We start from the raw sequence: 25,406 nt of genomic DNA, 5'->3' as shown, positions 1-25,406 counted from the left end.
CTTAAGCAATTACGAATTGGACCCAAGGATTCACCCGGAATTGGCTATTCGAACTTACTGCCGAGGACGCTACTGTAACCCCACGCCAAACTGGGCGATAACGATGGAGACAACGCAATGAACAGCCGAATTCAGTGGGGCAAAGCAGCACCGGAAGCGTTCAAGGCAATGATGGGCATGGAACAGGCCGTGGGTAAATGCGGACTGGAAAGTTCACTGCTGGAACTGGTTCGCCTGCGGGCTTCGCAACTCAATGGCTGCGCATACTGCGTAAACATGCACGCCAACGATGCACGCAAAGCCGGTGAAACTGAAGCGCGCTTGCAAACCCTGTGCGTCTGGGAAGAAACCAAGCTGTTCACGCCCCGTGAACGCGCCGCACTGGCGTGGGTTGAAAGCCTGACGCTGCTGTCGATTCAGCACGCACCCCAGGACCAGTACCAGACCCTGCTGGAACATTTCAGCGAAGCCGAAGTCGTTAACCTGACCCTGGCAATCGCCACCATCAATGCCTGGAATCGTTTCGGTGTTGGCTTCGCAATGACCCCGGAGTAAGGCCGTTATCGCCTGCCGATGGCACGATGGGCGCAGGCGACGCCAAGGACCTTCGTCAACACGCTGCTCAGGGTTCTCTGCGGGTATTGGCTCATACCTTAAGCATTTTGCCGCCCACCGCCACGCCCAGTAGCAGCACGGCAATGCTTAGAAAAGCCAGGTCAAGGCTACTGGCGTGGGCGACGAAGCCGATGGCCGCCGGACCCGCGAGGATCCCGCCGTAACCCAAGGTGGTAATCGCCGGGACAGCGAGGGTTTCCGGCATGACTGTTTGCCGCCCGACCGCGCTGTACAGCACTGGCACAATATTGGAGCAGCCCGCCCCCACCAGCGCGTAACCCAGCAGCGTTGCCTCCCAGGCCGGGATGAGGGTAGCCACGGTCAATCCGACCGAGGCGCACAGGCCGCCGAGGACAATTATTCGATTAGTGCCGACCCGGCGTACGATGGCATCACCGAACAGACGGCCGATGGTCATGGTCAGGGCGAACAGCGCATAACCCAGGCCCGCATACGCCGGATCAACGCTGCGCATGGAGCTTAGGTACACCGCACTCCAGTCCAGCATGGCGCCTTCGGTCAAGAAGACGGTCATGCACAGCAACCCGATAAACAGCACGATGCCATGAGGTATGGCAAACGCTGGGCCCTTGCTTTCGCTACCGGAGGTCAAGAAATGCGGCGAGGCTTTTAGTAGCGCTATGACAATAAATGCCACTACCACCCACATCGCTATCAACGGTGTAGCGCCGACGCTGAGCATACCGGTGACGACGCCTGCTCCGATGATCCCGCCAAGGCTGAACAAGCCATGGAAGCCCGACATCATAGTCTTGCCGCTGGCCCGCTCGACGATAATCGCCTGAATATTCACCGTGCAATCCAAGGCCCCCATGCTTGCGCCGAACACAAACAAAACGGCAATCAGTGGCGGCAAGCTAGAGAGTGTCGCCAATAACGGCAGGCACAGACAGATCACAACACTGGAAACGACTAACACAATCCGACAGCCAAAACGCCCGGCCAGTATTCCCGCCAGCGGCATGGCGATAATCGAGCCAATCCCGAGGGCCAGCAGCAACAGGCCAAGGGTGCCGTCATTCAAGCCGACACGTGCCTTGGCATAGGGCACCAACGGCGCCCATGCCGCGATACTGAAACCGGCAATAAAAAAGGCGATGCGCGTAGAAAGCTGCTCTCGGCGGGCAGAAACATTCGACGCAGCCATGTTAATTGAAGTCATGCAACGTCCTTCTAAACGTCAGAAGCTAGTTCACTTCGTTTTTTTTGGACTTACGGAACAGTCGACGCTTCTCTTCACGCTCTTTCGTGAACGCTTCGCCCATTACACTCTCAAGTACATCCAGGGAGAAAGGCCATTCAGTTTCAGGAATTTTCCAATTCTCGTCGACCACTTCGCCCGTGGCTTTATACGTCAGAGTAACTGCGGGTTCATCATCCGTATGCCCGCAATAAGTCATGCCCCATGCGCGTAGCATCAGCAGAATAGGGTCCAGCGCCCGCCCCTTTGCGGTGGCATGGTACTCGTAGCGTTGAGGTTTTTCGTTATACAGACGACGCTCGATAACCCCGTCTTTCTCCAGACGCTTGAGCCTGGTCGATAGCAGGTACGAGGAAGCGCCCAACTGAGCCTGGATATCGTCGAAACGACGAACACCCAGACTCAGTTCTCTCATGATCAAAAGCGTCCAGCGATCGCCAATGACTGACAGAGACTTCGCAACCGGGCAAACGGTCGATCCCACTTCATCCCAACCCATCTAAAGACACCTCTCTGGCTTTCCATTTTCGCAGACAGGGATCAGCGCTTACAAACGACTGACCGGTCCGACTCGAAAATGAATATACCCGAGAGGCTTTATCTATTAAAGCGTCGATATTACGAGACCGAGATCACGCTGCCCAGGGCGACTTGCGGATGATTTCCACGAAGTTCATCGGTTTGAACGTCGGATCGACATCCACCAGTACATCAGCGTTCACTGTCCCGAATGTAGTGTCGGGCTTGTCTTTAAAGCCATCGGCGAATGCACACAGAATGCACGCTTTGAAACCCTCGCCACGAGGGTGCGCATGCACCACCGCTTCGCGCTGAACGGTGGGGAACGCTGCGTATTCAATACCCAGTACGTCCATCTCGACACCCGCAGTCACCAATGACACGTTCGGACGCAAATGGTGAACGACGTTCGGCGTGGTGTGCAGGGCAATCGACAACCAGACCTGTTCCATATCGCCTTCCGACAATCCAAACGGCTTCATGAACGCACGGGCAGCGTTGGCACTGTCGACTTCAAAACGTTCATCTGCACTGCGATGGCCTTCGACCAGACCCAGGTCATGGAACATGGCGCCGACATACAATTGTTCGGCGTCGTACTTCAGGCCTTTACGCTCACCGCTCAATGCGCCAAACAGAAATACCCGGCGAGAATGGTGATACAACAAATCAGGTTCGTTATCCCGAATGTATTCGGTGGTGGCCTTGGCCAGAGCACTGTCAGGGATTTCAATACCGGCGATGGTGTTGCTCATGGTAGCGTTCCTCAAGGCTATCGCACCTTGATGGCGCGGCTGAAACAAGTCTCTGCCGTCAGAGAATTCGCCACAATCGGCACGAGACTGCGTTTTCTGCCAAACGTCCGCCGTATCCTGCCACGAGAGATCAGCTAGACTGTGTGCCGCTTGCGCCCAGACCAAGACCGCGCGTTGCGGGAAAACCACATCCCTAATAAGAACTGAAAAGACGTGAGGAAGTTGTGTCAAAAGGCATTGTGCTGTCGATTCTGGCCTCGATTCTGTTCGCGGTCATGTATTTCTTTACGTCATTACTCAAGCCCCTGAGCGGCGAAGAAATCTTCGGCTGGCGCATGCTGCTGACGGTGCCTTGCGTGACATTGTTCATGCTTTCCAGTGGCGATTGGCGCCTGGCCCGTGACATCGCAAAGCGTTTGCGGCAAACGCCCATCTTGCTGATCAGCATGCTGCTTTCGTCGTTTCTGCTCGGCGTGCAGCTCTGGTTATTCATGTGGGCACCGTTGCATGGTCGCAGCATGGACGTCTCGTTGGGCTATTTTCTACTGCCGCTGACGATGATCATCACCGGCCGAATGGCCTATGGCGAACACCTGTCTCGTCTGCAAAAAATCGCGGCGTTTTGCGCAGTAGTGGGCGTCCTCAACGAGTTGTACCGAGTGGGCAGCTTTTCCTGGGAAACGCTGCTGGTGGCCTTGGGGTATCCCATTTATTTCGTCCTGCGGCGCAGGCTGGGCACCGATAACCTTGGCGGCTTATGGTTCGACATGGCGCTGATGCTTCCCGTCAGCCTGTGGTTCATCCTCAACGGCGACCCCAGCGCCCTGTCCCACCATCCCCATTTATACGGGCTGATTCCCATACTGGGCATGATCAGCGCGTCGGCATTGTGCAGCTACATCATCGCCAGCCGCCTGCTGCCCTTCAGCCTGTTTGGCTTGCTGAGCTACGTCGAGCCCGTGCTGTTAGTAGGCGTGGCCTTGCTGCTGGGTGAAAGCATCAGTCGCGATGAATGGATGACGTATCTACCGATCTGGCTCGCGGTGCTGGTGCTGGTATTTGAGGGCAGCAAGCATTTGCTTAAAAGCCGAAGCCGGTAAAGACCGTCTTGTTGGCTCTTATCAAACAACGCCTAACTTAGTGACTTAAAAATAATCCTACACGTTTTGTGTTTGCTACGCGGCAGCGCGGCGTCAGAGACGTGGCAGCCCCTTTCTACAGAGAGCGGACCGCAAACCGTTCCAATTGCATCTCCTGCAATCGACTCAAGGTCCGGCGGAACGCGAAGGCCAGGTACCCTTCGGTGTACAACGCTTCGAGCGGTACTTGCGCTTCGATATATAACGGCACTCGGCGGTCGTAGCACTCGTCGACCAATGCGATGAAGCGCCGCACGCCGTCGTCGTGCACCGACAGTTGCGGCAATTCTCGATCACCGGCAACCACCTGTTCCACCGCGTCTTCGGTGCCGCGAGCAATTTTGCCTTCGCGCTGTTTGGCGCTCAACGCCGGTACTTCGCTGAGCAAAATCGTTGAAAAGCGATCACACAAATCGATGAAGTCCATCGCCGCCAGCGGCTGCTCGCACAGATCGCTGTAGCGACACCACAGGACGTTATCGTTGTGGCGGATCGCGTTGACGCTGCGATGACCGAATATTACCGGCTCGCTAGAGCAAGGCTCGCCGGTGCTCAGTTGCTCAAAAACACTGCCCAACGCACTGTGCTTGCCCGGCTGGGTTACCCAATAACGCTGATGCAGTTGTCCGGGATGCAGTCGATGATCTTCGCCGCCGTCGACTGCCACCACCGCCATATAACGATTAATCGCGACGATGGCCGGCTCGAATCGCTCACGGTTGTGACCCTTGGCGTACAGCTGCTCGGGCGGCTGGTTGGAGGTGGCCACAAGCACTACGCCCTCCTTAAACATCACCTGCAGCAAACTACCGAGAATAATCGCGTCGCCAATATCGGTGACAAACAGCTCATCGAAACACAACACCCGTACTTCTTTACTCAACTCCCGAGCCAGCGCCTGTAAGGGATTGGCGGTGCCGGTCAGCTGGAATAGTCGCATGTGAACCCAGCGCATGAAGTGATGAAAATGCTGGCGCCGAGCGGGCACGGTCAAACTGTCATAAAAGCGATCCATCAACCAGGTTTTGCCACGGCCTACCGGCCCCCATAGGTACACACCTTTAATCGGCAGCCGACGCTTGCCTTCCTTCAGCGCCAGAAAACAGTCCTGCAAACGCTGGGCGGCATTCAGCTGTGCAGCGTCGAGGGTAAAACCTTGCTGGTCGATGGCCTGTTGGTAGGCGTCCAGGGGAGAAGCAGCATTCATCTAAAAGGTTACCGGCAGGTTCAGTCCGCAATAATCACATACAGTATTCACACTCAACACGCCTTAATCGTGATGCACACCGGCGCGTTTGAGCAGTCGTCTACAGCGTTCGGACAGGTGAAACACGCGCAAGTGCTTGCCAGCGTTGTCGTAACGTTCACGCAACGTCTTTAGCGCAGTGATCGCCGAGTAGTCGACGAAACTCAGATGGCGGCAGTCCAGCGTCACATGGGCTGGGTCGTTTACGGGATCGAACTGATTGAGAAACGGCGTGGTCGAGGCAAAAAACAACGTGCCGTGCAGGCAGTAAAATTTGCTGCCGTCAGCTTCCAAATGGCTGTCCGCGTAAAGCTCCCGGGCCTGTTGCCAGGCAAAATTGAGCGCGGCAATGATGATTCCGCACAGTACCGCAGTGGCCAGGTCAGTGAACACGGTGATGGCGGTGACCGCGACGATGACCAATACGTCGTTCAACGGTACTTTGTTGAGTACCCGCAACGATGCCCAGGCGAAGGTTTGCTGCGACACCACAAACATCACCCCGACCAACGCCGCCAGCGGGATGTGTTCGATCAGTGGCGAAAGGAATAGCACGAACAGCAGAATCATCACCCCGGCGACCACCCCGGAAAATCGACCACGGCCGCTGGAGCTTAGGTTAATCACCGTCTGGCCGATCATGGCGCAGCCACCCATGCCACCGAACAGACCGGAAACCATGTTCGCCGCCCCCAGCGCCACGCACTCGCGGTCCGGGTAACCACGGCTCTCCGTGATCTCATCGGTCAGGTTCAGCGTCAGCAGGGTTTCCAGAATGCCGACCAACGCCATCAACACCGCGTAGGGAGCCACGATGCGCAAGGTGTCGAGAGTCCAGGGCACCTGCGGCAAGGCAAAATCGGGCAAGCCGCCAGCGATGTGCGCCATGTCTCCCAGGGTGCGAGTCGGCAGGCCCAGCAGGTAGACGGCCAGACCAACGCCAAGGATCGCAACCAGTGCTGGCGGTACGGCAGAGGTCAGACGTGGCAGCAGGTAGACGACAGCCATGGTCACTGCCACCAGCCCGCTCATCACGTAAAGCGCTGAACCGTTCAGCCAGGCGCCCTCGCTTTTAAACTGCTCCAACTGGGCCAAGGCGATGATGATTGCCAGGCCGTTGACGAAACCCAGCATCACCGAGTGCGGCACCATGCGCACCAGTTTGCCTAGCCTAAGCAGACCGAAAGCGATCATGACCAACCCACCCAGCAGCACGGTGGCGAGTAAATATTGCACGCCTTGCTGCACCACCAGCGCAACGATTACCACGGCCATCGACCCAGCGGCGCCGGAAATCATCCCCGGCCGCCCGCCAAACAGCGCGGTCAGGGTGCAGATGATAAACGCGCCATACAGGCCCATCAGCGGGTTGAGGTGAGCGACCAGGGCGAAAGCAATGCATTCAGGCAGCAAGGCGAACGAGGTAGTGAGTCCAGCCAGGGCATCGGCCCGCAGACGTTTAAACTTCATGACGTACCTAAAATGTAGGCCTGCGCAAATCCAGGACACGAAAGCGGGAAAACAGGGTTGCGAATGTTACGGAATTGAACGCAGCCCTGCCAGCCTGCTGCGGTGATCACGGCGAAGTGTACCCGTTATGGCCTTGGCCAAATGCCACATAACCACCCACTGAGATGGGCCTGACTGTGCAGGAAATCGCCCAAAATGCTGGCGCTTCTGCAGACGTATCACGCAGTCCGACGCCGCGCTATCGCGCAGCAAACACATATTCTGTATGACACCCTCAACCGCGCATCAGCGCATCCAGAATTTCAACCGTCGATACCACCGTCGCATATTCACCGTGCAGGTTACCCAGCGACATGGCATGCACTTCTTCGGCAGTGTGCGGGTTACCGAAAAAGTCGGCCTGATCGAAGGTAAAACAGGCGTCATGGGGAACCAATACTTCAAACCCGAGATTACCGCCACTGCGGGCCGTAGACTCAACGGAGTTGTTCGTCACCACACCCACAATAACTAGCTGGGTAATCGAATCCATGCGCAGCCAACTTTCCAATGGGTTTGCGCAAAACGCATCGGGGGTATGCTTTCGCAACTCAGCTTCACCGTCAACGGGCATAAAGTCCGCTTGATAATCGACACCGGATTGTTCCGGCCAAAATACCGAGTCTGGCGAGCGAGAAAAATGCCGGACATGAATAACCGGCCGCTTAGTCGCACGCCAGGCAGCCAGCAGCCTCGCCATCTGAAATTCCGCATGGGGATTGTTACGCCGCCCCAACTTCGGATGATTGATACCGCTCTGCATATCAATCAGCAACAGGGCCGCGTTGGCCTGAATTTTCATTTAATCTTCGTCCTCTAAATGGCGCTGAACAGTTTCGCCAGCTTCTGTTTTGCGAATTGCTCGATCACGAAGTCTACAAATGCACGGGTCTTTCCGGGCAACAGTTTATGTTCGCTGTAGTACAGCGAGATATTACCGTCGTCGACGTACCATTCGGGCAACACCCGCAACAACAAACCATCCCGCACATACGGCGCGGCAAACGGCATGCTCACCAATGCGACGCCTAAGTTCTGGCCCGCCGCAGCGCAGGCAGCTTCTGAATCGCTCATGGTCATACGCACTTTCAAGTTCAATGGGCAATGCTGTTGCGCACGGTTAGTCAGGGGCCAGGAACGCACGCGTCCCGTCTGCGGCGAGCGGATCAGTATTCCGTCGCAGCCGTGTAAATCGTCTGGATTAAGCAGTGGCGGATGGGCAGCGAGATACCCCGGCGATGCCACCAGCACCCGGTGCGCTGGAGCGATTTTGCGCGCCACTACGCCCTGAGGCAGATCGAATCCGCCACCGATGGCGGCGTCAAAGCCCTGGCCAATCAGATCCACCTGGCGATTATCGAAATGCCAGTCCGGGGTGATCGCAGGGAACCGCCGAAGAAACTCTCCCAGCAATGGCACGATATACAGGCGTCCAAACACGGTGCCCATGCTGACCTTCAGCGTGCCGGTGGGCTGACCTTCGGCACTGGCCAAATTGGCCATGGCATTTTGGATGGTGTTCAGGCTGGCGCTGACCTCACCGAGAAATCGCTGCCCCGCTTCCGTCAGTGTCAGGCTTCGAGTACTACGCTGAAACAATCTGACGCCGAGGCGCCCCTCCAGCTTAGCGATACTTTTTCCTACGGCAGCCGGCGTCAAACTAAGACGCCGCGCAGCTTCGGCAAAGCTGCCCACCTCCGCGCTGCGGACAAAACATTCAATACTGCTGAAGTTATCCATGCCGGCCACTCTAAACTTTCGGTTTACACAGACTATAGCGATTACCCGCTACTCAGGTAGCAATCAACTGCAGATACTGAGCACCACGCAACGCACACTGTTTAATTTCAATCCTTACTTCCTCGGAGAATCAAATGTCAGCTCAATCGACTCTCAGCAATAAAGTAGCGCTTGTTCAAGGCGGCTCTCGTGGCATCGGCGCAGCGATCGTTAAACGCTTGGCTGAACAAGGCGCTGCCGTCGCCTTCACTTACGTCACCTCGCAAGCCAAGGCCCAGGAACTGCAGGACAGTATCACCGCACAAGGCGGCAAGGCACTGGCCATAAAAGCCGACAGCGCGGATGCCGATGCGATTCGTCACGCGGTGGCTACCACCGTCGAAACCTTTGGCCAACTGGACATTCTGGTTAACAATGCCGGGATATTGGCTATCGCCCCGTTAGAAGACTTCAGCCTGGAAGACTTCGACAAAACCCTGGCAATCAACGTGCGTAGCGTGTTCATCGCCTCTCAAGAAGCCGCCCGCCATATGAAAGAAGGCGGACGCATCATCAACATCGGCAGCACCAACGCCGACCGCATGCCCTTTGGCGGTGGCGGCCCGTATGCCATGAGTAAGTCTGCGCTGGTCGGTCTGACCAAAGGCCTGGCGCGGGACCTCGGCCCGCGGGGCATCACCATCAACAACGTTCAGCCCGGCCCGGTCGATACCGACATGAACCCAGCCAGCGGTGACTTCGCCGGGTCATTGATCCCGCTAATGGCAGTAGGTCGCTACGGCACCGCAGACGAAATCGCCAGCTTCGTCACCTACCTTGCCGGCCCGGAAGCGGGCTACATCACTGGCGCGAGCTTGACTATCGATGGCGGCTTCGGCGCTTGATCTCGGCGCTAAGCTAACAAATGGCCTGGCCCCGGACTTTAATTACGCCGGGGCAGAGTCGCCTCTGCGTGTTATCCGCTTAACCACATGAAAATTCTAAAAAAAACTTTTGCCTTCGCCGAAGGTTTCGACTACATTAGCGCGCCTCGACAGACCGAATGGTTTGACGAGATACGGTGAGGTGTCCGAGAGGCTTAAGGAGCACGCCTGGAAAGTGTGTATAGAAGAAATTTTATCGAGGGTTCGAATCCCTCCCTCACCGCCACATTGAAACAACACGAAGCCCCTGAATTCATTGACGAATTTCAGGGGCTTCGTGGTTTCTGGTGTCTGGAAAAAGGTGTTGGGGCTGATATGGGAACAATATGGGGATGGAGCTAGAGTTTTAGACTGCCTTCACCGCCACTTCAAACCATCCAGCCAAATACACCCATCCCCCCCGCTGTTCCAACGTTTGCGCGAATAACGGTTACAGTGGGCGGCGACCGTCTTGGTCGACCATTTCAGATAAGGGACATCATGCTCGGCTTCCTTTACTACGCATTCTTGATGGGTGTCGGCGCGACGGTGCTGCTCGACCTTTGGGCGCAGCTGTTGCGGGTCACTTTTGGCATCGCCACACCGCCTTGGCATTTCGTGGGCCGCTGGTTCGCGGGAATGCCTGGGGGTCGTTTTGTGCAGTCGGACGGCATCATGCAATCGCCTGCGGTTGACGGCGAATTGGCCATCGGCTGGGTTATGCATTACGTGATTGGCGTGCTGTTCGCCGCTGCCCTGTTGGCCATCTGGGGAGTGGATTGGGTGCATGCGCCGCGCTTTGCTCCCGCGCTGGTCGTGGGCCTGGTTACCGTGGGCGCCGGCTGGTTCATTCTGCAACCGGGCATGGGCGTCGGTGTCGCCTGTTCCGGAGCCCCCAAGCCCAACGTGGCGCGGCTGTTGAACATCGCCGGGCACGTGGTATTCGCCATCGGACTGTACGGCAGCGCATTGCTGGTTGGCTGATTGCTGCGAAGCGCGCTTTGGTGGCCTCTCACACAACGCATAACATGCTGAGTTAACCCACATTAAAGACGGGGCGCGGCCTCCGGCAGATAATTGACATTCCCCTCATCTGAAAGCGACGCACGGGCCTGGTGACTGGCTTACAGATTGCAAAGACGCTTACGATCACAGGCGAGCGACGTAATTTTGTCGCCGCCAGCGAACGTAAACGTTTAAGACATCAGTCATGCAATTTGTCACCTACCGGGAGGTGGGACGTGTCGACCCTTAATGAAATGGCAGCCAACTACGCAAGAATGGCCAAAGCGCTGGAAGATGCAAAATGCGTGTCTGTCGCGGAGGAGCTGGATGTGCTTGCTCTGGCGATCTTGTCAGAGAAATCCAACGCGTTAAACGAGCAGTTTTCTACTTTCGCCAAAGGTGCCGCTTCAGCCGCCCTCACAGAAAACCTATGCCAGTACGCTTGATGGGCAGTCTGTCTGGTTAAGTGTAAAGCGTTGGTTCATGCACAAAGCCCTGTGACCGCCGGTCTGCCTTTTCGAAGTTCCTTTGAACACCGCGCTTTTCAATCAAGACCAAAGAGATGAACAACCAAATGCGCCTTGGGCGTTTTGCATTGATCACTTTTTGGAGAAACACATGAAAGCGATTATCTACAACGGACCGCGCGACGTCAGCGTGCAGAATGTACCTGACGCCAAAATAGAGAAACCCACCGACGCGCTGGTTCGGATCACTACCACCAATATTTGCGGCTCCGACCTGCACATGTATGAAGGCCGTACCAGCTTTGAAACCGGCAATATCTTCGGCCACGAAAACCTGGGTGAAGTCATCGAAGTCGGCGTGGGCGTTGATCGCGTCAAGGTCGGCGATCTGGTCTGCCTGCCGTTTAATATTGGCTGCGGTTTCTGCGAAAACTGCGAGAAAGGCCTGACCGGCTTCTGCCTCACCGCCAATCCAGGTTCCGCCGGGGCAGCTTATGGTTTCGCCGAAATGGGTCCTTACCAAGGCGGTCAGGCAGAATTGCTGCGCGTGCCCTACGCCGACTTCAACTGCCTGGTGTTACCGGAGGACGCCAAGGAGCGTGAAGACGATTACGTAATGCTCTCCGACATCTTCCCCACAGGCTGGCATGCCACCGAGCTGGCCGGGTTGAAGCCAGGCGAAAGCATTGCAATTTACGGCGCCGGCCCCGTCGGATTGATGGCGGCCCACTCGGCGATGATCAAAGGTGCGTCGCAAGTGTTTGTCGTCGACACCCATCCGGACCGGCTACAACTGGCGGCGCAAATGGGCGCCACGCCGATCAATGCAGTCGAGCAAAAAGCGGTTGATGAGATTCTTAACCTGACCCATGGCAAAGGCACCGACCGAGGCTGCGAGTGCGTCGGTTATCAGTGCTGTGACGCCCATGGCCACGAAGCCAATCACCTGACCATGAACAACCTGGTCGCTTCAACCAAGGCGACAGGCGGGATCGGTGTCGTAGGCGTGTTTGTCCCGGAAGATCCGGGTGCCAAAAATGAACTCGCCAAGGAAGGCAAGATGGCCTTTGACTTCGGCGCGTTCTGGTTCAAAGGCCAACAGATTCGCACCGGTCAAGCCAACGTCAAGGCGTACAACCGACAGTTGGCCGAGTTGATTCATCACGACCGGGCCAAACCGTCGCAGATTATCTCGCACCGTTTGAAGTTATCCGAAGGGCCAGACGCCTATAAGCATTTCGATGACCGTGAAAACGGCTGGACCAAAGTGGTATTGAAGCCTGCGGCTTGATCCGGGAGACGCCTGACATCGCCCAACCATGGGTTTGGGCGGTTTGGGCGGAATTAAAATGCCAGGCTATAACCGATGCATGCCAGCATTACCGCCAGACAGGGACGCAAGATGTCGTCGGATATGCGCCCGGTTAAATGGCTGCCAATGTAGATTCCCGGCAAAGAACCCATCAGCAAAAACCCAAGTACATGCCAATCCATGTTTCCCATACTGGCGTGGCCTAGACCCGCGACCAACGTCAACGGCACAGCGTGGGCGATTTCGGTACCGACCAGGCGTCTCGTCGGCAGAAACGGGTACAAGATAAACAGCGCCACCGTGCCTAACGCACCCGCGCCGATGGAGGTCAACGCCACCATTGCGCCAAGTATCAAGCCAGTAATAACAGTCAATGCATTCAGACGCGAGCCGCTTAAGCCATGGCTGCTATCGGCGCGGCGCAGGGAAAACGCCAGCAACTGCTTTTTGAAAAACACCGCCAGCGCAGTCACTAATAAAACGAAGCCCAGCGCGTGCTTGATGACCGCGTTCATGGTCTGCGGCGCAGTATGTAAACTGCTCAAATACCACAGCGTCAGCGCCACTGCCGGCACGCTGCCGAGGGTCAACCAGCCGGTGACTTTCCAATCGATGTTGTTGTTCTTGCGATGGACCAGCACGCCACCAGACTTGGTGATGGCGGCATACAACAAATCAGTGCCCACCGCCGTCGCCGGATTGATGCCGAACCACAGCAGGATAGGGGTCATTAACGAACCGCCTCCGACGCCCGTCATCCCGACAATAAACCCTACCGTCAAGCCCGCGACTACAAGCCCAAAACTTCCAAAATCCATTATTACGTCCGACCTGTCAGCGCAAGCGCATGAAAAACTGGCCCGCAGCATAGCGGCGTTTATCACGACCGCTTATATCGAAAGGACCTAACCATAGATTATTTTATTTGATGACCTATAGGCGGGCGCCCGTCGTCCAGACGCCGCGCTGTCGCGCAGCAAACACAAAGCCGACAGATATCTATAGACGGTGCTTTGACGCATCCAGACACGCCGCAAAACCGCGTTGCAAATCGTTGATCAACGCGCCGACGTCTTCCAGTCCGATGTGCAGTCTTAGCACCGGGTTAAACGGTTGCCCTGCCCGGCTGTGTTCGGTGACATCCGCCGCCGTGATCAGGCTTTCATAGCCGCCCCACGATGCGCCAAGGCCGAACAACTCCAGGGCTTCGATAAACAATTCCAACTGATGGGGATTTGAGTCGGCCAGTTCAAAAGACAACAAACCATTACTGCCGCCGAAATCTCGCTGCCATAGCGCATGACCGGGGTGTTCGGGCAAGGCGGGGTGAAAGACCTGCCGGACCTGAGCGTGACGTTGCAGCCAGTGCGCTACTTGCAGCGCCTGGCGTTCATGCACCTCCAGCCTGGCCGCCAACGTGCGGGCGCCGCGCAGCACCAAATACGCATCATCCGGGCTCACTGTGGTGCCAAAGCTATCACTCATGCGCGACAACGCCGACCACGCCGCTTCAGTAGTGCAGACGCTGCCCATCACCACATCGCTGTGACCGCATAGGTACTTGGTCAGGGCCATGATCGAAATGTCCGCCCCCAACGTCAGCGGTCGGTACAGGTAACCTGAACCCCAGGTGTTATCCACCGCCAATAGAATCCCGCGGGATTTGCACAGCGTAGCCATCGCTGGCAAGTCGCTCATTTCGTAGAGCAGTGAACCGGGGACTTCGGTGTAGACCATCTTGGTGTTGGACTGCAATCGCGCTTCCAACCCCAGGCCGTCGGCAGCGAAAAAGGTCACCTGGATGCCGAACGGGATAAGGAAATTCTCCGCCAGATGCCGCACCGGGGTGTACACCGCGTCGGTAATCAATACGTGATCACCGGGACGCAAATACGCCAGGAAGGTTTGCGCCACGGCCGCCAGACCGGTGGAAAACAGCCGCGTGCGATGCCCTCCTTCCAGCTCGGTGATCAGGTCTTCCAAGGCAAACGCCGTGGGGTTGCCCCGTGCGCCGTAGCTCAGCACGCGCTCATGATCCCGTCGGGTCCGGGCGTCGCGCATTTGCTGAAGGTTATCGAACAGCACCGTACTCAAGCGCGTGACCGATACGTTGACCGCGCGACCACCGGAGCCTTTCACGGTGCGTGCAGCGTGAACCAGGCGCGTTCGCACATGGGCGTTTTCAGTCTGGCGCTGGGCCTGTTTACCGCTCAAAGGGGTAAGGCTGCTGATCTCGCTGGCAGTCATTTGTCCCAGCAAGCCGACTTCCCATGCCAGGTACTGGCGCGCAGCGTCTTTGTTGCCTGAGTGTCGATCATGGGTAAAAAACAAAAAGTCGATGCATTGCTCGTCGGCAGGGTTGGCCGGATTTTCCAACAACGGTAGACCGGCTCGTTGCCACGCTTTGATCCCGCCCTGAAGCAGGCGAAGTTGCCCACGCTGGACTGCGTTCAACTCTAGAGAAGCCCATTGCGCAACCGCAGGATCATCGGCTATCAGCACCAAAGGGCGAAACTCTTCACTCACCGCCTCTACCAACTGTGAGCGAATCGACCAGCGCGATCCCTCAATTTGTGCCTTGCGAAACACCATGCTTGGGCGCAGGTCGATCAGCGCCACGGTGGCGTCTTTCAAGGCGTCGGCCAAGGATTGGACGTCAATGGTCGCCAACCCTGGAGGCTGTGCGGCGCAAACCGGCGCCAACGCCAGGCCGCTGTCCACGCCATCTTTCAGCACGTAAGCATCGTGCCCCAGTTGTTTTAGCCAACTGGCAACGATAGGTGCGCGAATGCCATCGGCGTCGATCAACACCACCCGTGCCTGACGCACCCCTATGTACAGGTCGGTGGACTGCACCAACTGCCCGCCCGGTGTGTGTTGCGCACCGGGCAAACTGCCGGCCGCAAACTCTTCAGCGGTGCGCACGTCGCACAAGAACAGACTGCGCTGAGGATCATCAGCCCATGCCTGTACGTGGGCCGCATCGACGGTTTTTACCCCGGCGCGTTCCGCCAGTTGCTGTGCACTTGCCCGTTGCTCGGCGAGTGCAAACGACGACACGCTGTCCGGATAGCGTCGGGTGCTGCCGTGTTCAAGGGGCAAGTCAGCCAAAAACCAACCCTGGGTGCCGTTTTCCAGCGCATAGATTGGATTTTTAAGCCCGAGGTTGATCAGGGTTTGCGCGCCAATAATGCTGCGGGTGCGGCCGGCACAGTTGATGACAATCGGGGTTTTATCGTCCTTCACCAAATCGTGTATGCGGTAGCCCAATTCGCCGTTGGGGCAGCAGATCGAACCGGGAACGGTCATTTTGCGGTATTCGTCGAACGGGCGACCGTCAAGCAGCACCAGCGGTTCGCCACGGGCCTGCCAGTCGGCCAGTTCTTGAGCGCTGATGTGCGGGGTCGCGCTGGCCTCTTCGACCAGCTCACCAAAGGCTTTAGACGGAACGTGTACGCCTGCGAACAGCTGCAGACCGGCAGCGGACCAACCCTCTGCCCCGCCCTGCAACACATGGACATGGCGGTAGCCCAGCGCTTTTAGACGAGTCTCTACACGGCTCGCCAGTTCACCGCCATTCTGATCGTAGATCACCAGACGCACCGCAGGATTAGGCGCCAGGCGAGGGACCTCTAGCTCCAGCCGGCTGTAGGGAAGATTGACCCCATGGAACAGATGCGCTTCGCCATATTGGCCATGCTCACGCACATCGAACAGGGCAATTTCCTGCCCGTCGAATAGCCATTGCTGCAGTTGCCCCGGGGTGATGATGGATGTCATGGCAGTTCCGTTAAGTTCGAATAGTCTGGATCGGTGATATATCGCCCCGCTATTGCAGCGCCAGGGACTTCTCGTTGGCCGCGACTTCCCGTCCTTTGGCATACGCCCGTTGCACCGCCGGACGGGCCTTTATGCGTTCACGCCAGGCATTGATGTTGGGGTAAACGGCCAAGTCCTGGCCCTGACGCAGTGGCTGAATCCAGGGAAAAATCGCCATATCGGCAATGGAATACTCCCCCGCCATGTACGTCACTTCGCCCAGGCGCCGTTCCAGCACGCCATACAAGCGGGTTGCTTCGGCATGCAGCAGGTCGAGGGCGAACGGAATCGGCTCTGGCGCCTTCTCTTTGAACACCTGCAACTGGCTGAGGTACGGCGTCACATGCCCGACTTGCCAAAACAGCCATTCCTGCACCCGCTGCCTCTCCACAGACGAGGCCGGTGGCAAGAAGCGTCCGGCTTTGTCCGCCAGGTAATTCAGAATAGCCCCGGATTCGAACAGGCTCAGCGGCTCGCTAAAGGTGCTCGGTGCATGATCGACAATCGCCGGGATCCGTCCGTTGGCGCTGATCCGCTGAAAGTCCGCGTGCTTCTGCTCGCCGGTGCGGATGTTGGTCGGCACGATTCTATAGTCCAGCTCCAGCTCTTCCAGCAGGATGCCGATTTTCAAGCCATTGCCGGTTGGCCAGTAATAGAGATCAATCATGCGTAGGCCTTGATCGAAGGGACCATTTGCGAAGCGTTGTAGTTAAGAATCTTGCCGTCGGTATCAACCCCGTAGCGACCGTTGAGCGATTCCAGTGGCAGGCCGTACAAATGGAAGTGCAACGTTGCCGTCTCGCCTTCAACCCGAATGCCGTGCAAGTCATCGCCAAGGAACGAGATTGAGGTGCCGGGCTGCACGACCACCTCTTTTTTCAGCTGCAAACGAGCCCGTTGCGGGTCGCTGCCATCGTCGCTGCGGCCGTACACGTAGTTGATTTCCTGGCCTTCTACCGCGCTGATCACCGCCCAGGTTTCATGGTTGTGGGCGATGGTGCTTTTACCCGGCAACAGCGAGTTCAGGTACAGCGTCGGCGTGTCGCCGTTGTCGTTCAAACGGTAGCGAAAAGCGCTGCTGCCCTGCCCCGGAATCGGCGCCGGAAAGGCTTGGAAATTAAACAGATCACGGCGTTCACTCAGGGCTTCGAGCAGGCCGACAATTTCAACCAATGCGGCGCGGTCGACGCCACGCTGGTGGATCACACGGATCTCCTTGAGGAACTCTTCAATCACGTCGGCGCGCTGTGCGGTACTCATGGCAGTTGCTCCTTTTGGCGGGCTGGAATAGGGATCAAACGGACAAGCTGTAACGGCTGATATTGCTTAACAAATACGGATCGCCGGATGCGGGCAAACGGCGTCCGCTGTCACCCAGGGCGTGGCGTAGGAATTCCTGAGTGCGTTCACTGGCAGGCCGCTGAAATATTTGTTCGGCGCTGCCCTGTTCGACGATCACGCCGTTTTCAGTGAAATACACGACGTCGCTGATTTCCTCGGCGAAGCGCATTTCATGGGTTACCAGCACGCAAGTCATGCCCTCTTCGGTGAGCTCACGGATGACCGTCAGCACTTCGCCGACGGTTTCAGGGTCCAGCGCCGAGGTCACTTCGTCGAACAGGATCAATTCAGGACGCATCGCCAGTGCCCGAGCGATGGCCACCCGCTGCTGCTGGCCGCCGGACAATTGGCCGGGGTAGGCATCGGCTTTGTGTTCCATGCGGACTTTCGCCAGCAAAGCCCTGGCCTGCTTTTCCGCTTCGGCGCGATCACGGCCCAGCACTTTTCGCGGCGCGATCACCAGGTTTTCCAGAACCGACAAGTGCGGAAACAGGTTGTATTGCTGGAAGACAAACCCCACACGCTTACGCAGCTCGATACGCTCCGCTTCGCGGGTCAGTTCATGCACTTGGGTTTCGCCGACACGGATGCTGCCGCGCTGGGGCTGCAACAAGCCGGTGATGCAGCGCAGGATGGTCGACTTTCCCGAGCCCGACGGGCCAATGATCGAGACGGCCTGGCCGCGCTGCACGTCAAGGTCGATACCTTTGAGCACCGGGTTGTTGGCAAATGACAAATGCACGTCGCGCAGGCTGACCAGCAACGAATCGGCGCCGGTTTCAGTAGAAGGCATAACGTCGCTCCAGGCCTTGGGTCAATCGGGAGATCGGATAGCAATAAGCGAAAAACAACGCCAATACGCTGAAATAAATCAGCACGGTAAAGCCGGTTCGATTGACGGTATTGCTGGCGATTTGCGCAGTGTCGATCAAGTCATGCACCCCCACCAGGGACGCCAGCGCGGTGCCCATGGTGATCACGGCGTAGAGGTTCATCCACGGCGGCAACATGCGCTTGAAGCACTGCGGCAAAATGATCGACCGAAAAATCTGCCCACGGGTAAACGCCAGGGAGCGCGCCGCTTCCCATTGGGTGCTGGGAATCGAGGCAATCGCGCCGCGAAATATCTCGGCGACGTTGGCGCTGGCGGGCAAGGCCAGGCCGACGGTGACCTTCAGCCAATCGGGAAAAGGCAAGTAAGCATTGCCCACATGAATCTCGAACGGAAAGGCATAGGTGGTGAAATAAATCAGCACCAGCCAGGGCGCATTGCGGAACACCTGAACCCAGATTCGCGCGGGCAAGCGTGTGATCCACAGCGGCGACAAGGCCAGTGCGCCCACCAGCAGCCCCAACAGCGAGCCGATGCCAATCGCCAACACACTGATCAAAATGTTTTGACCGAAGCCTACGGCCAGCGCTGGCGACCATTCCAGCAACGCGGCAAACACTAAACTGTTGGGTGCGCCAACCACCAGCCAGGCCACGGCAATAATCAGCGATGACAGTTTGCCCAGGTGCCGACGAGGCCAGGTGGCTGCCGGTTTAGTCATAGCGACCGATGATTCAATGGCCATAGCCGGGCATCCTCAGGTGCGCTTCAAGAAAGCGTCCCACACAGTTGACGACGAAGCTCAGCAGGCCGAAAAACAGCAAAATCAGGATCATCAGCTCCAACACATTATCGCTCTGGGTCCAGATCATGATTGCGGCGTAGGTGATGTCACCCACCGCGATGGCCGAGGCCACGGCGGTCATTTTTACCAGATCAATCAAATTGTTGATCAGCGATGGCAAGGCAAAGCGTATCGCCAGCGGCAGTTGCACGTTCCACAACAATTGACGGCTACTGAACGCCAACGAAGCGGCGGCTTCGAGGGTCACGGCGGGCACGGCTTCAATACCGGCGCGCAGGGCTTCGGCATGAAACGCGCCCTTGTGCAGGGAAATAACGATGACCACCCAGGCAAACGGCGTCAGCGGGTTCGCCGCGCCGACCGCCTGGGTCAATAGCATATTTAGCACCAGAAATGCGCAATACAGCTGCACCAAGGTGGGTGTGTTGCGCGTGACCTCAATGAACATCCGCGCCGGTTTCGCCAGGTAAGGATTGCCCGAGGTCAACATAGCGGCCAGCGTCACCCCCGCCAGCAAACTGCCAATGATTGTGCAGACACACAGCAAAATACTGGTGAGTGCACCATTGACCAACGAGCCACGCTGATACGCATCCAGCAGAAAGCCGTAGTTCAAACCAAACCCGGCCGTCCAATGGACAAACAGCGCCAGCCAATCACTCATAGATCAGCCTCGACCCGCAGCCGCGCGCAGGCATCGGCAATGCGCCGGCCGGCTTCGATGACGCCGCTGGTGGCGGTGGCAATTGACAAGCGAAACCACGGCGACAGGCCGTAAGCACTGCCCGCAACACCGGCGACGCCTTCGTCCAACAGGTAAGCGACCACGTCCGCGTCGTCGTTCAGGCGACGACCGTCTTCACGGTAACGACCCAATAATCCGCCGCAGCGTACAAAGACGAAAAAACCCCCTTCTGGCTGCAGCACTTCAAGGCCTTCCACCGGGCTCAAGGCCGAGACCAGCAGATCGCGCCGCTGGTGATAGGCCGCGACCTGTTCCGGCAGAAAAGCCAGCCCGCCGTTGAACGCAGCTAATGCCGCCGCCTGCCCCACCGAGGAAGCGCCCGAGGTGGATTGCGACTGGACCACGGCCATGGCTGTGGTCAGGCCCTCTGGACCGGCGCCAAAGCCGATGCGCCAACCGGTCATGGCGTAGGTTTTCGACACGCCTCCCACCAGCAGGCAGCGAGGCTGCAAATCAGGCGCAACGTTAAGCAGACTCAACGGGGAACGGTCGTCAAAGCGAATGTGTTCATACAACTCGTCCAGCAGGATCAGCACCTGGGGATGGCGCCGCAATACATCGGCCAACGCCGCCAGTTCGGCCTCGCTGTAGACCGCCCCGCTGGGGTTGCCAGGGCCGTTAAGAATCAGCCAACGGGTGCGGGAAGTGATCTGTGCTTCAAGCTGCGACGGAAGCAGTTTGCAGCCCTGCTCCAGGCCGCATTCGATGAACACCGGTTCACCGCCGTTGAAGCGCACGCTGTCCGGAAACGACGGCCAATAGGGCACCGGCACCAGCACTTCATCGCCGTCATCGAGGGTCGCGGCGAAGGCGTTGAAGATGATCTGCTTGGCGCCGTTGGCAATCACGATGGAAGGCAGCGAATACTCCAGATGATTCTCGCGTTGGAGTTTGCGTTGCACCGCTTCGCGTAAGGCCCGCACACCCGGGGTCGGTGTGTATTTGGTCGCGCCAGCGGCAATGGCTGCGTAGGCCGCCTGCTTGATGTGTTCCGGGGTGTCGAAATCCGGTTCGCCGGTGGTCAGGTCAAGGATGTCCCGGCCGGCTTCTCGCAACGCGGTCACGCCGGATTTGGCGGCAGCGTTGGCGGACAGTGAAACACGCTGCACACGTTTGGACAGACGAAGGCTCATTAGGCGTTTCCTTTCACGTTTTGCGACAACAAGACTTTGCCCGGATTCAGCAGCCCGCGTGGATCAAGCGCCTGCTTGATGCGTTGCATCAGGTCCAGTTCCACCGCGCTTTTGTAACGCGGCAGCATCGCCAGTTTGCGTTGGCCTATGCCGTGCTCGGCGCTGATCGAGCCGCCGTGGGCATGGGCGCTGTCGTGGACCAACAGGCTTAGCGCTTCGTAGTGGGCCATGTGCGCCTCCACCGTCGAGCCAATGGGATGCGCGACGTTGTAGTGCAAATTGCCGTCGCCCAGATGGCCGAAGGTGTAATGCCGCACACCGGGAAAGTGCGCTTGTAACAGCGCGTCGGTGTGCTCGACGAACTCCGCTACCCGGGAAATAGGCACCGAGATGTCGTGCTTCATGTTGCGCCCGGCGCGTTTTTGCGCCTCGCTCATGTTCTCGCGCAACTGCCACAGCGCTTCGCTCTGGGCCAGGCTGTCGGCGATCAAGGCATCGGCCAGCAATTCGGCGTCGAATGCCTCGCCAAGCACGGTTTCGAAAGCGTCGCGGGCATGACTGTCACTGTGGTTATCCGACAGTTCCAGTAGTGCAAACCATGGCTGCGTGGCCTTGATAAAGGGTTGTGGCCCCTGGGGAAAGTGCTCACGCAGCAAGGCCAGGCAATCGGCGGTGAGCAGTTCGAAGGCGGTCAGGCTGGCACCAAAACCGGCCCGCGCGTGGGACAGAAATTCCACCGCTTGCCCCAGCGACTCAAACGCCAGCAGCGCCGTGGCCTGGGCCTTGGGCAGCGGGAACAGTTTCAAGGTCGCTGCGGTAATAATCCCCAGCGTGCCTTCGCTGCCAATAAACAGGTCACGCAGGTCGTAACCGGTGTTGTCTTTGCGTAACCCGCGCAAGCCATTCCATATTTCGCCCTGGGCCGTTACCACTTCCAGGCCCAGGGTCAGTTCTCGCGTGTTGCCATAACGCAACACCGCCGTGCCGCCGGCATTGGTCCCCAGGTTACCGCCCAAGGTGCAACTGCCTTCAGCACCCAGGCTCAAGGGAAATAGCCGGCCCGCATTACGCGCCACGTCTTGCACGCTCTGCAAAATGCAGCCGGCTTCAACCGTCAGCGTGTCGTTGTCGGTATCGACCTCACGCACTCTGTTCATGCGGTCGAGCAACAGTAAAACCGCCGTACCGCTGGCGTCCGGCGTCGCAGCGCCCATCAACCCGGTATTGCCGCCTTGCACGACAATGGGTGCGTTGTGCTGCACGCATAAACGAACCACGGCGGCGACTTCTTGAGTATTGGCCGGGTGCACGGCAGCGAGCACCGCACCGACATAATGGCCCTGTTTATCGGTCAGGTACGGAGCCGCCTGTTCGCAACTCTGCACATGGCTGGCGCCGAGTAATTGCTGCAGCCCTGCAAACAGCTCGCTCATCGGGTGGCCTCCAGTGGCGCGGCGTTGCGGTATTTTTCATGCAAATCCCGCAGCGCTTGTGACGGTGGCATGCCCGTGCGTTCGCCGAGTTCCATCAGCCAGCCACTGCGGTGCCAATCGCGGACGATGGCGTCCAGTTTCGCCTGGATATCGTGCTCGCCCTTGCGCACCCATATCACCGAATCCGAAGGGATCAGATCGCTTAGAGGAGTGTTGTAATCAGCCCATTCTGCATCGCTCAACAGCGCATGCATGGTTGGGCTGACGTGGACTGCCGCTACGCAGCCATTGCCGCGCAACGACAGCAGTGATTCGGATTGGCTTTTGAACGCCTTGATTTCTGCGCCATAGGTCTCTTGCAGCGGCTTGATAAAGTTGCTGCCCTGGGACACGCACACCGGCTTGCCTTTCAGGTCCTCCCAGCGAGTGATGCCGGAGTTTTTGTTCATCAAGGCCGTGCCGCCCACTTGCTCATAGGGGGTCGGGACATAATCGAGAATCTGGCTGCGCTCTTGCGTGAACTGCATGTTGGCGACCAGCAGGTCGACCTTGCCCTGTTGCAGGAATTGCACGCGATTGGGCGCCAGCACCGAGACCGTTTCTACTTCCACGCCCAGGCGTTGCGCGATGCCTTTGGCCAGCTCGACGTTGTACCCCAGTTGCTCACGGGTCTTGGGGTCAATGGTGCCGAACGGCGGCCCGCTGAGGATCACGCCGATGCTTACTTTGTGCCGCTGCTGAATCTTGTCCAGCGTGGCATCGGCCTGGGCCAGTCCGGCGCTCAAGGTCAGCAGCAGCGCCAACAGGGTTTTGCCGGGAAACAACGAATTCATGAGCGACTACCTTGAACGACCTTGAGGTCATGTCAGCGAGCGAAAAATGGTGGTGGAAAGATCAAGCGCCGGCGCTTTGGAATTGCTTCTGTAGCTCGCGCAATGCCGGTGAGACCGGGCTGATGTGGTTGCGTTGCTCGGCCTGAATCAGCCAGCCGCTGCGGTGCCATTCTTTAACGATGGTGTCGAGCCGCGCCTGGGTGTCGGTCTCGCCGCGACGGGTCCAGATCACTGACGGTGCAGGGTTCAATTCCGGGGTAATGGCGCGGTAGTTCGCCCATTCAGCGCTGTCGGCCAACAATGGATTGATCAGCGTGGCGTCGTGCACCGCCGCGACACAGTTGTTGCCGCGCAAGGCCAGCAGCGATTCGGAGGAGCTTTTGAAGGCTTTAATATCAGCGCCAAATTCGCTCAGCGGCTTCACGTAACTGCTGCCTTGTGAGGTACAGACCGGCTGGCCCTTGAGGTCTTCCCAGCGCGTGATTTTGCTGTCTTTGGCCACGGCGGCGGTGCCGCCCACCCGGTAGAACGGCGTTGGCACAAAGCCCAGAATCTGTTCGCGTTCGGGGGTCCATTCCATATTGGCAATCAACAGATCGACCTTGCCTTGCTGCAAGAACTGCACGCGGTTGGCTGGCAGCACCGAAACCAATTCGACCTCAGCCGATAATTGCCGGCCAATGTCGTTGGCCAAATCGACGTTCATCCCTTTGGGCGCTTGGGTGGAAGGATCGATGGAGCCGAACGGCCCGCCCGACAACAACACGCCGACCACCAGACGATGACGTTGCTGGATCTTATCCAGGGTGGCATCAGCCTGTGCGATGCCCATGCCCGCGATTGTCAAAACGGCGCCGAGCATGACGGGTAACAATCGGCGAAGGCGCGGGTGCTGATACGGCATGGATTTCCCCTGATGAGGATCGGCATTTCCCGACCTGTTGGGGGGCATGCTAGGGATAGCCATGGCATAACGGAAATTCAAATATCTAATATTGTTATAACTTTCTGGATACGGTGGGAAATCAAAAGTGTTATATCCCTTGTTTCCGGGGCTTGCCGGCCGAATATTAAAAAACCGCTACACGGATACATAAAAATACGTAATGTATTAGTCATGCCTTTTGATATGAATTCAGCCTCGACGAACCCTCATGCCCGACCTTTTGACCCTTGACCTGGACTTACTGCGCACGTTTATTGCCGTGGTGGATCACCACAGTTTCGCCGAAGCAGGCGTGCACCTGGCACGTACCCAATCTTCAGTGACGCAACACATGCAACGCCTGGAGCAGCAAGTCGGCGTGACATTGTTTCGTAAGCAAGGGCGCCATAAGCAGCTCACTGAAGCGGGCCTGCAACTGGTTCGGCACGCACGGCAGATGCTCTCGCTGAACGACGAAGCCCTCAGCTCGCTGCGTGAAAGCAGCCTCAGCGGCGTGCTGCGCATCGGTTCGCCTCATGACATCGCCGACACCATTTTGCCGCCGATCCTCAGCCACATCGCCCGCTCAGCGCCGCGTTTGCGGTTGGAAATCGACGTCGGCCGCAGCCCGTTTCTAATGGAGGATTTGCACCGTGGCAAGGTGGACATGGTGATCTCCACCCGTGAAGACCCCAGCCTCGAAGGCTTCGCCCTGCGCACCTCGCCGGTGTGGTGGATTTGTTCGGCGCAGTACATTCATGTACCCGGCGAACCGCTGCCGCTGATTTTGGTGGATGAGCCGAGTATCTATCGACGCTATGCGTTGGAGGCGCTGGAGCGCGCAAATATTCCGTGGCGACAGGCTTACCTGGCGTCCAATTTGATTGGCATCAAGGCCGCCACCCGTGCGGGCCTCGGCGTAACCCCGCGCAGCATGGAGATGCTCGGTCCGGACATGCGCGTACTGGGTGAAAACGACGGCCTGCCACGCTTGCCAGATGTTACCTACCACCTGTGGATCAGACCCAACACGGTAAACCCACTGGCACGCAAAGCTTATGATTTGATTCGCGGGAGCCAGGGGTTGAGGGGTGGATTCTAAAGACCGC

25 protein-coding genes and 1 tRNA gene are annotated in these 25,406 nt (G+C 57.9%); 8 read left to right on the top strand and 18 right to left on the bottom strand.

The genetic code is table 11. The annotated features are described in order from the left end of the window. The first annotated feature begins 117 nt into the window (after nucleotides 1–117). A complete protein-coding gene (locus tag JWR17_RS25790) occupies nucleotides 118–555 on the top strand; it encodes a carboxymuconolactone decarboxylase family protein (protein WP_299836135.1) in 438 nt (145 codons plus the stop codon). Between the two features lie 91 nt (nucleotides 556–646). Here the strand turns inward: JWR17_RS25790 and JWR17_RS25785 are convergent, their stop codons facing one another. From JWR17_RS25785 to JWR17_RS25775, 3 genes are all read right to left on the bottom strand, one after another. After that, entirely contained in the window at nucleotides 647–1,798 is a 1,152-nt protein-coding gene (locus JWR17_RS25785; RefSeq protein WP_299836133.1) for an MFS transporter, read from the bottom strand. Between the two features lie 25 nt (nucleotides 1,799–1,823). Then, entirely contained in the window at nucleotides 1,824–2,336 is a 513-nt protein-coding gene (locus JWR17_RS25780; protein WP_299836131.1) for a helix-turn-helix domain-containing protein, read from the bottom strand. Between the two features lie 133 nt (nucleotides 2,337–2,469). Beyond that, nucleotides 2,470–3,111: an HD domain-containing protein gene (locus tag JWR17_RS25775; protein ID WP_299836129.1), complete on the bottom strand. Its 642-nt coding sequence runs from the start codon at nucleotides 3,109–3,111 to the stop codon at nucleotides 2,470–2,472. 224 nt (nucleotides 3,112–3,335) lie between these two features. On the opposite strand from JWR17_RS25775, the gene rarD reads away from it, so the two are divergent. Continuing rightward, entirely contained in the window at nucleotides 3,336–4,211 is an 876-nt protein-coding gene (gene rarD, locus JWR17_RS25770; RefSeq protein WP_299836127.1) for an EamA family transporter RarD, read from the top strand. 115 nt (nucleotides 4,212–4,326) lie between these two features. Here the strand turns inward: rarD and zapE are convergent, their stop codons facing one another. The 4 genes from zapE to JWR17_RS25750 form a co-directional block, all read right to left on the bottom strand. Beyond that, a complete protein-coding gene (gene zapE, locus JWR17_RS25765; RefSeq protein ID WP_299836125.1) occupies nucleotides 4,327–5,457 on the bottom strand; it encodes a cell division protein ZapE in 1,131 nt (376 codons plus the stop codon). Between the two features lie 63 nt (nucleotides 5,458–5,520). After that, on the bottom strand, nucleotides 5,521–6,966 hold the full coding sequence (locus tag JWR17_RS25760) for a SulP family inorganic anion transporter (protein WP_299836123.1): 1,446 nt from the start codon (nucleotides 6,964–6,966) through the stop codon (nucleotides 5,521–5,523). Nucleotides 6,967–7,240: 274 nt separating this feature from the next. Beyond that, a complete protein-coding gene (locus tag JWR17_RS25755) occupies nucleotides 7,241–7,807 on the bottom strand; it encodes a cysteine hydrolase family protein (RefSeq protein ID WP_299836121.1) in 567 nt (188 codons plus the stop codon). A gap of 14 nt (nucleotides 7,808–7,821) precedes the next feature. After that, nucleotides 7,822–8,745: a LysR family transcriptional regulator gene (locus tag JWR17_RS25750; protein ID WP_299836119.1), complete on the bottom strand. Its 924-nt coding sequence runs from the start codon at nucleotides 8,743–8,745 to the stop codon at nucleotides 7,822–7,824. Between the two features lie 134 nt (nucleotides 8,746–8,879). On the opposite strand from JWR17_RS25750, the gene JWR17_RS25745 reads away from it, so the two are divergent. The 5 genes from JWR17_RS25745 (at nucleotide 8,880) to JWR17_RS25725 (ending at nucleotide 12,410) form a co-directional block, all read left to right on the top strand. After that, the gene (locus JWR17_RS25745; protein WP_299836117.1) at nucleotides 8,880–9,629 is read left to right on the top strand and encodes a 3-oxoacyl-ACP reductase family protein; all 750 of its coding nucleotides are present in this window, start codon (nucleotides 8,880–8,882) and stop codon (nucleotides 9,627–9,629) included. A 175-nt stretch (nucleotides 9,630–9,804) separates the two neighbouring features. Continuing rightward, nucleotides 9,805–9,894 (top strand) — tRNA-Ser (locus JWR17_RS25740). 254 nt (nucleotides 9,895–10,148) lie between these two features. Continuing rightward, nucleotides 10,149–10,631, top strand: a complete 483-nt coding sequence (locus JWR17_RS25735; RefSeq protein ID WP_299836115.1) for a DUF2938 domain-containing protein — start codon at nucleotides 10,149–10,151, stop codon at nucleotides 10,629–10,631. Between the two features lie 257 nt (nucleotides 10,632–10,888). Continuing rightward, the gene (locus JWR17_RS25730; protein ID WP_299836113.1) at nucleotides 10,889–11,098 is read left to right on the top strand and encodes a hypothetical protein; all 210 of its coding nucleotides are present in this window, start codon (nucleotides 10,889–10,891) and stop codon (nucleotides 11,096–11,098) included. Between the two features lie 172 nt (nucleotides 11,099–11,270). Beyond that, nucleotides 11,271–12,410, top strand: a complete 1,140-nt coding sequence (locus JWR17_RS25725; protein WP_299836111.1) for a glutathione-independent formaldehyde dehydrogenase — start codon at nucleotides 11,271–11,273, stop codon at nucleotides 12,408–12,410. Between the two features lie 53 nt (nucleotides 12,411–12,463). On the opposite strand, the gene JWR17_RS25720 is transcribed toward JWR17_RS25725, so the two are convergent. The 11 genes from JWR17_RS25720 to JWR17_RS25670 form a co-directional block, all read right to left on the bottom strand. Further along, the gene (locus JWR17_RS25720) at nucleotides 12,464–13,249 is read right to left on the bottom strand and encodes a sulfite exporter TauE/SafE family protein (RefSeq protein WP_299836109.1); all 786 of its coding nucleotides are present in this window, start codon (nucleotides 13,247–13,249) and stop codon (nucleotides 12,464–12,466) included. A 181-nt stretch (nucleotides 13,250–13,430) separates the two neighbouring features. After that, on the bottom strand, nucleotides 13,431–16,211 hold the full coding sequence (metC, locus tag JWR17_RS25715; RefSeq protein ID WP_299836107.1) for a cystathionine beta-lyase: 2,781 nt from the start codon (nucleotides 16,209–16,211) through the stop codon (nucleotides 13,431–13,433). Nucleotides 16,212–16,260: 49 nt separating this feature from the next. Then, a complete protein-coding gene (locus JWR17_RS25710; protein ID WP_299836105.1) occupies nucleotides 16,261–16,917 on the bottom strand; it encodes a glutathione S-transferase N-terminal domain-containing protein in 657 nt (218 codons plus the stop codon). Continuing rightward, nucleotides 16,914–17,510 carry a cysteine dioxygenase gene (locus JWR17_RS25705; RefSeq protein ID WP_299836103.1) on the bottom strand — a complete coding sequence of 199 codons (597 nt, stop codon included), beginning with the start codon at nucleotides 17,508–17,510 and terminating at the stop codon, nucleotides 16,914–16,916. The genes JWR17_RS25710 and JWR17_RS25705 overlap by 4 nt, the downstream gene beginning before the upstream one ends. Before the next feature lie 34 nt (nucleotides 17,511–17,544). Further along, on the bottom strand, nucleotides 17,545–18,384 hold the full coding sequence (locus JWR17_RS25700) for an amino acid ABC transporter ATP-binding protein (RefSeq protein WP_299836101.1): 840 nt from the start codon (nucleotides 18,382–18,384) through the stop codon (nucleotides 17,545–17,547). Then, nucleotides 18,371–19,168, bottom strand: coding sequence for an amino acid ABC transporter permease (locus JWR17_RS25695; RefSeq protein WP_299836099.1), 798 nt, complete (start codon nucleotides 19,166–19,168; stop codon nucleotides 18,371–18,373). Before JWR17_RS25695 ends, JWR17_RS25700 begins: the two co-directional genes overlap by 14 nt. After that, nucleotides 19,158–19,892 carry an amino acid ABC transporter permease gene (locus tag JWR17_RS25690; RefSeq protein WP_299836097.1) on the bottom strand — a complete coding sequence of 245 codons (735 nt, stop codon included), beginning with the start codon at nucleotides 19,890–19,892 and terminating at the stop codon, nucleotides 19,158–19,160. The genes JWR17_RS25695 and JWR17_RS25690 overlap by 11 nt, the downstream gene beginning before the upstream one ends. Next, nucleotides 19,889–21,106 carry an aminotransferase class I/II-fold pyridoxal phosphate-dependent enzyme gene (locus JWR17_RS25685; protein ID WP_299836095.1) on the bottom strand — a complete coding sequence of 406 codons (1,218 nt, stop codon included), beginning with the start codon at nucleotides 21,104–21,106 and terminating at the stop codon, nucleotides 19,889–19,891. Before JWR17_RS25685 ends, JWR17_RS25690 begins: the two co-directional genes overlap by 4 nt. After that, on the bottom strand, nucleotides 21,106–22,539 hold the full coding sequence (locus JWR17_RS25680; RefSeq protein WP_299836094.1) for an FAD-binding oxidoreductase: 1,434 nt from the start codon (nucleotides 22,537–22,539) through the stop codon (nucleotides 21,106–21,108). The genes JWR17_RS25685 and JWR17_RS25680 overlap by 1 nt, the downstream gene beginning before the upstream one ends. Continuing rightward, a complete protein-coding gene (locus JWR17_RS25675; protein WP_299836093.1) occupies nucleotides 22,536–23,372 on the bottom strand; it encodes a transporter substrate-binding domain-containing protein in 837 nt (278 codons plus the stop codon). Before JWR17_RS25675 ends, JWR17_RS25680 begins: the two co-directional genes overlap by 4 nt. A gap of 61 nt (nucleotides 23,373–23,433) precedes the next feature. Next, a complete protein-coding gene (locus JWR17_RS25670) occupies nucleotides 23,434–24,276 on the bottom strand; it encodes a transporter substrate-binding domain-containing protein (protein ID WP_299836091.1) in 843 nt (280 codons plus the stop codon). Nucleotides 24,277–24,526: 250 nt separating this feature from the next. Here JWR17_RS25670 and JWR17_RS25665 point away from each other — a divergent pair, with 250 nt between their 5' ends. Next, nucleotides 24,527–25,399, top strand: a complete 873-nt coding sequence (locus tag JWR17_RS25665) for a LysR substrate-binding domain-containing protein (RefSeq protein ID WP_299836089.1) — start codon at nucleotides 24,527–24,529, stop codon at nucleotides 25,397–25,399. Nucleotides 25,400–25,406: the final 7 nt, after the last annotated feature.

This window comes from Pseudomonas sp., assembly GCF_028293835.1.
GTDB lineage: Bacteria > Pseudomonadota > Gammaproteobacteria > Pseudomonadales > Pseudomonadaceae > Aquipseudomonas.
This window is presented reverse-complemented; position numbering and strand designations above follow the sequence as displayed.

Coding starts and splice junctions, on each gene's coding strand:
- JWR17_RS25790 (WP_299836135.1), top strand. CDS start 118: ATGAACAGCCGAATTCAGTGGGGCAAAGCAGCACCGGAAGCGTTCAAG.
- JWR17_RS25785 (WP_299836133.1), bottom strand. CDS start 1,798: ATGACTTCAATTAACATGGCTGCGTCGAATGTTTCTGCCCGCCGAGAG.
- JWR17_RS25780 (WP_299836131.1), bottom strand. CDS start 2,336: ATGGGTTGGGATGAAGTGGGATCGACCGTTTGCCCGGTTGCGAAGTCT.
- JWR17_RS25775 (WP_299836129.1), bottom strand. CDS start 3,111: ATGAGCAACACCATCGCCGGTATTGAAATCCCTGACAGTGCTCTGGCC.
- zapE (WP_299836125.1), bottom strand. CDS start 5,457: ATGAATGCTGCTTCTCCCCTGGACGCCTACCAACAGGCCATCGACCAG.
- JWR17_RS25760 (WP_299836123.1), bottom strand. CDS start 6,966: ATGAAGTTTAAACGTCTGCGGGCCGATGCCCTGGCTGGACTCACTACC.
- JWR17_RS25755 (WP_299836121.1), bottom strand. CDS start 7,807: ATGAAAATTCAGGCCAACGCGGCCCTGTTGCTGATTGATATGCAGAGC.
- JWR17_RS25750 (WP_299836119.1), bottom strand. CDS start 8,745: ATGGATAACTTCAGCAGTATTGAATGTTTTGTCCGCAGCGCGGAGGTG.
- JWR17_RS25745 (WP_299836117.1), top strand. CDS start 8,880: ATGTCAGCTCAATCGACTCTCAGCAATAAAGTAGCGCTTGTTCAAGGC.
- JWR17_RS25735 (WP_299836115.1), top strand. CDS start 10,149: ATGCTCGGCTTCCTTTACTACGCATTCTTGATGGGTGTCGGCGCGACG.
- JWR17_RS25725 (WP_299836111.1), top strand. CDS start 11,271: ATGAAAGCGATTATCTACAACGGACCGCGCGACGTCAGCGTGCAGAAT.
- JWR17_RS25720 (WP_299836109.1), bottom strand. CDS start 13,249: ATGGATTTTGGAAGTTTTGGGCTTGTAGTCGCGGGCTTGACGGTAGGG.
- metC (WP_299836107.1), bottom strand. CDS start 16,211: ATGACATCCATCATCACCCCGGGGCAACTGCAGCAATGGCTATTCGAC.
- JWR17_RS25710 (WP_299836105.1), bottom strand. CDS start 16,917: ATGATTGATCTCTATTACTGGCCAACCGGCAATGGCTTGAAAATCGGC.
- JWR17_RS25705 (WP_299836103.1), bottom strand. CDS start 17,510: ATGAGTACCGCACAGCGCGCCGACGTGATTGAAGAGTTCCTCAAGGAG.
- JWR17_RS25700 (WP_299836101.1), bottom strand. CDS start 18,384: ATGCCTTCTACTGAAACCGGCGCCGATTCGTTGCTGGTCAGCCTGCGC.
- JWR17_RS25695 (WP_299836099.1), bottom strand. CDS start 19,168: ATGGCCATTGAATCATCGGTCGCTATGACTAAACCGGCAGCCACCTGG.
- JWR17_RS25690 (WP_299836097.1), bottom strand. CDS start 19,892: ATGAGTGATTGGCTGGCGCTGTTTGTCCATTGGACGGCCGGGTTTGGT.
- JWR17_RS25685 (WP_299836095.1), bottom strand. CDS start 21,106: ATGAGCCTTCGTCTGTCCAAACGTGTGCAGCGTGTTTCACTGTCCGCC.
- JWR17_RS25680 (WP_299836094.1), bottom strand. CDS start 22,539: ATGAGCGAGCTGTTTGCAGGGCTGCAGCAATTACTCGGCGCCAGCCAT.
- JWR17_RS25675 (WP_299836093.1), bottom strand. CDS start 23,372: ATGAATTCGTTGTTTCCCGGCAAAACCCTGTTGGCGCTGCTGCTGACC.
- JWR17_RS25670 (WP_299836091.1), bottom strand. CDS start 24,276: ATGCCGTATCAGCACCCGCGCCTTCGCCGATTGTTACCCGTCATGCTC.
- JWR17_RS25665 (WP_299836089.1), top strand. CDS start 24,527: ATGCCCGACCTTTTGACCCTTGACCTGGACTTACTGCGCACGTTTATT.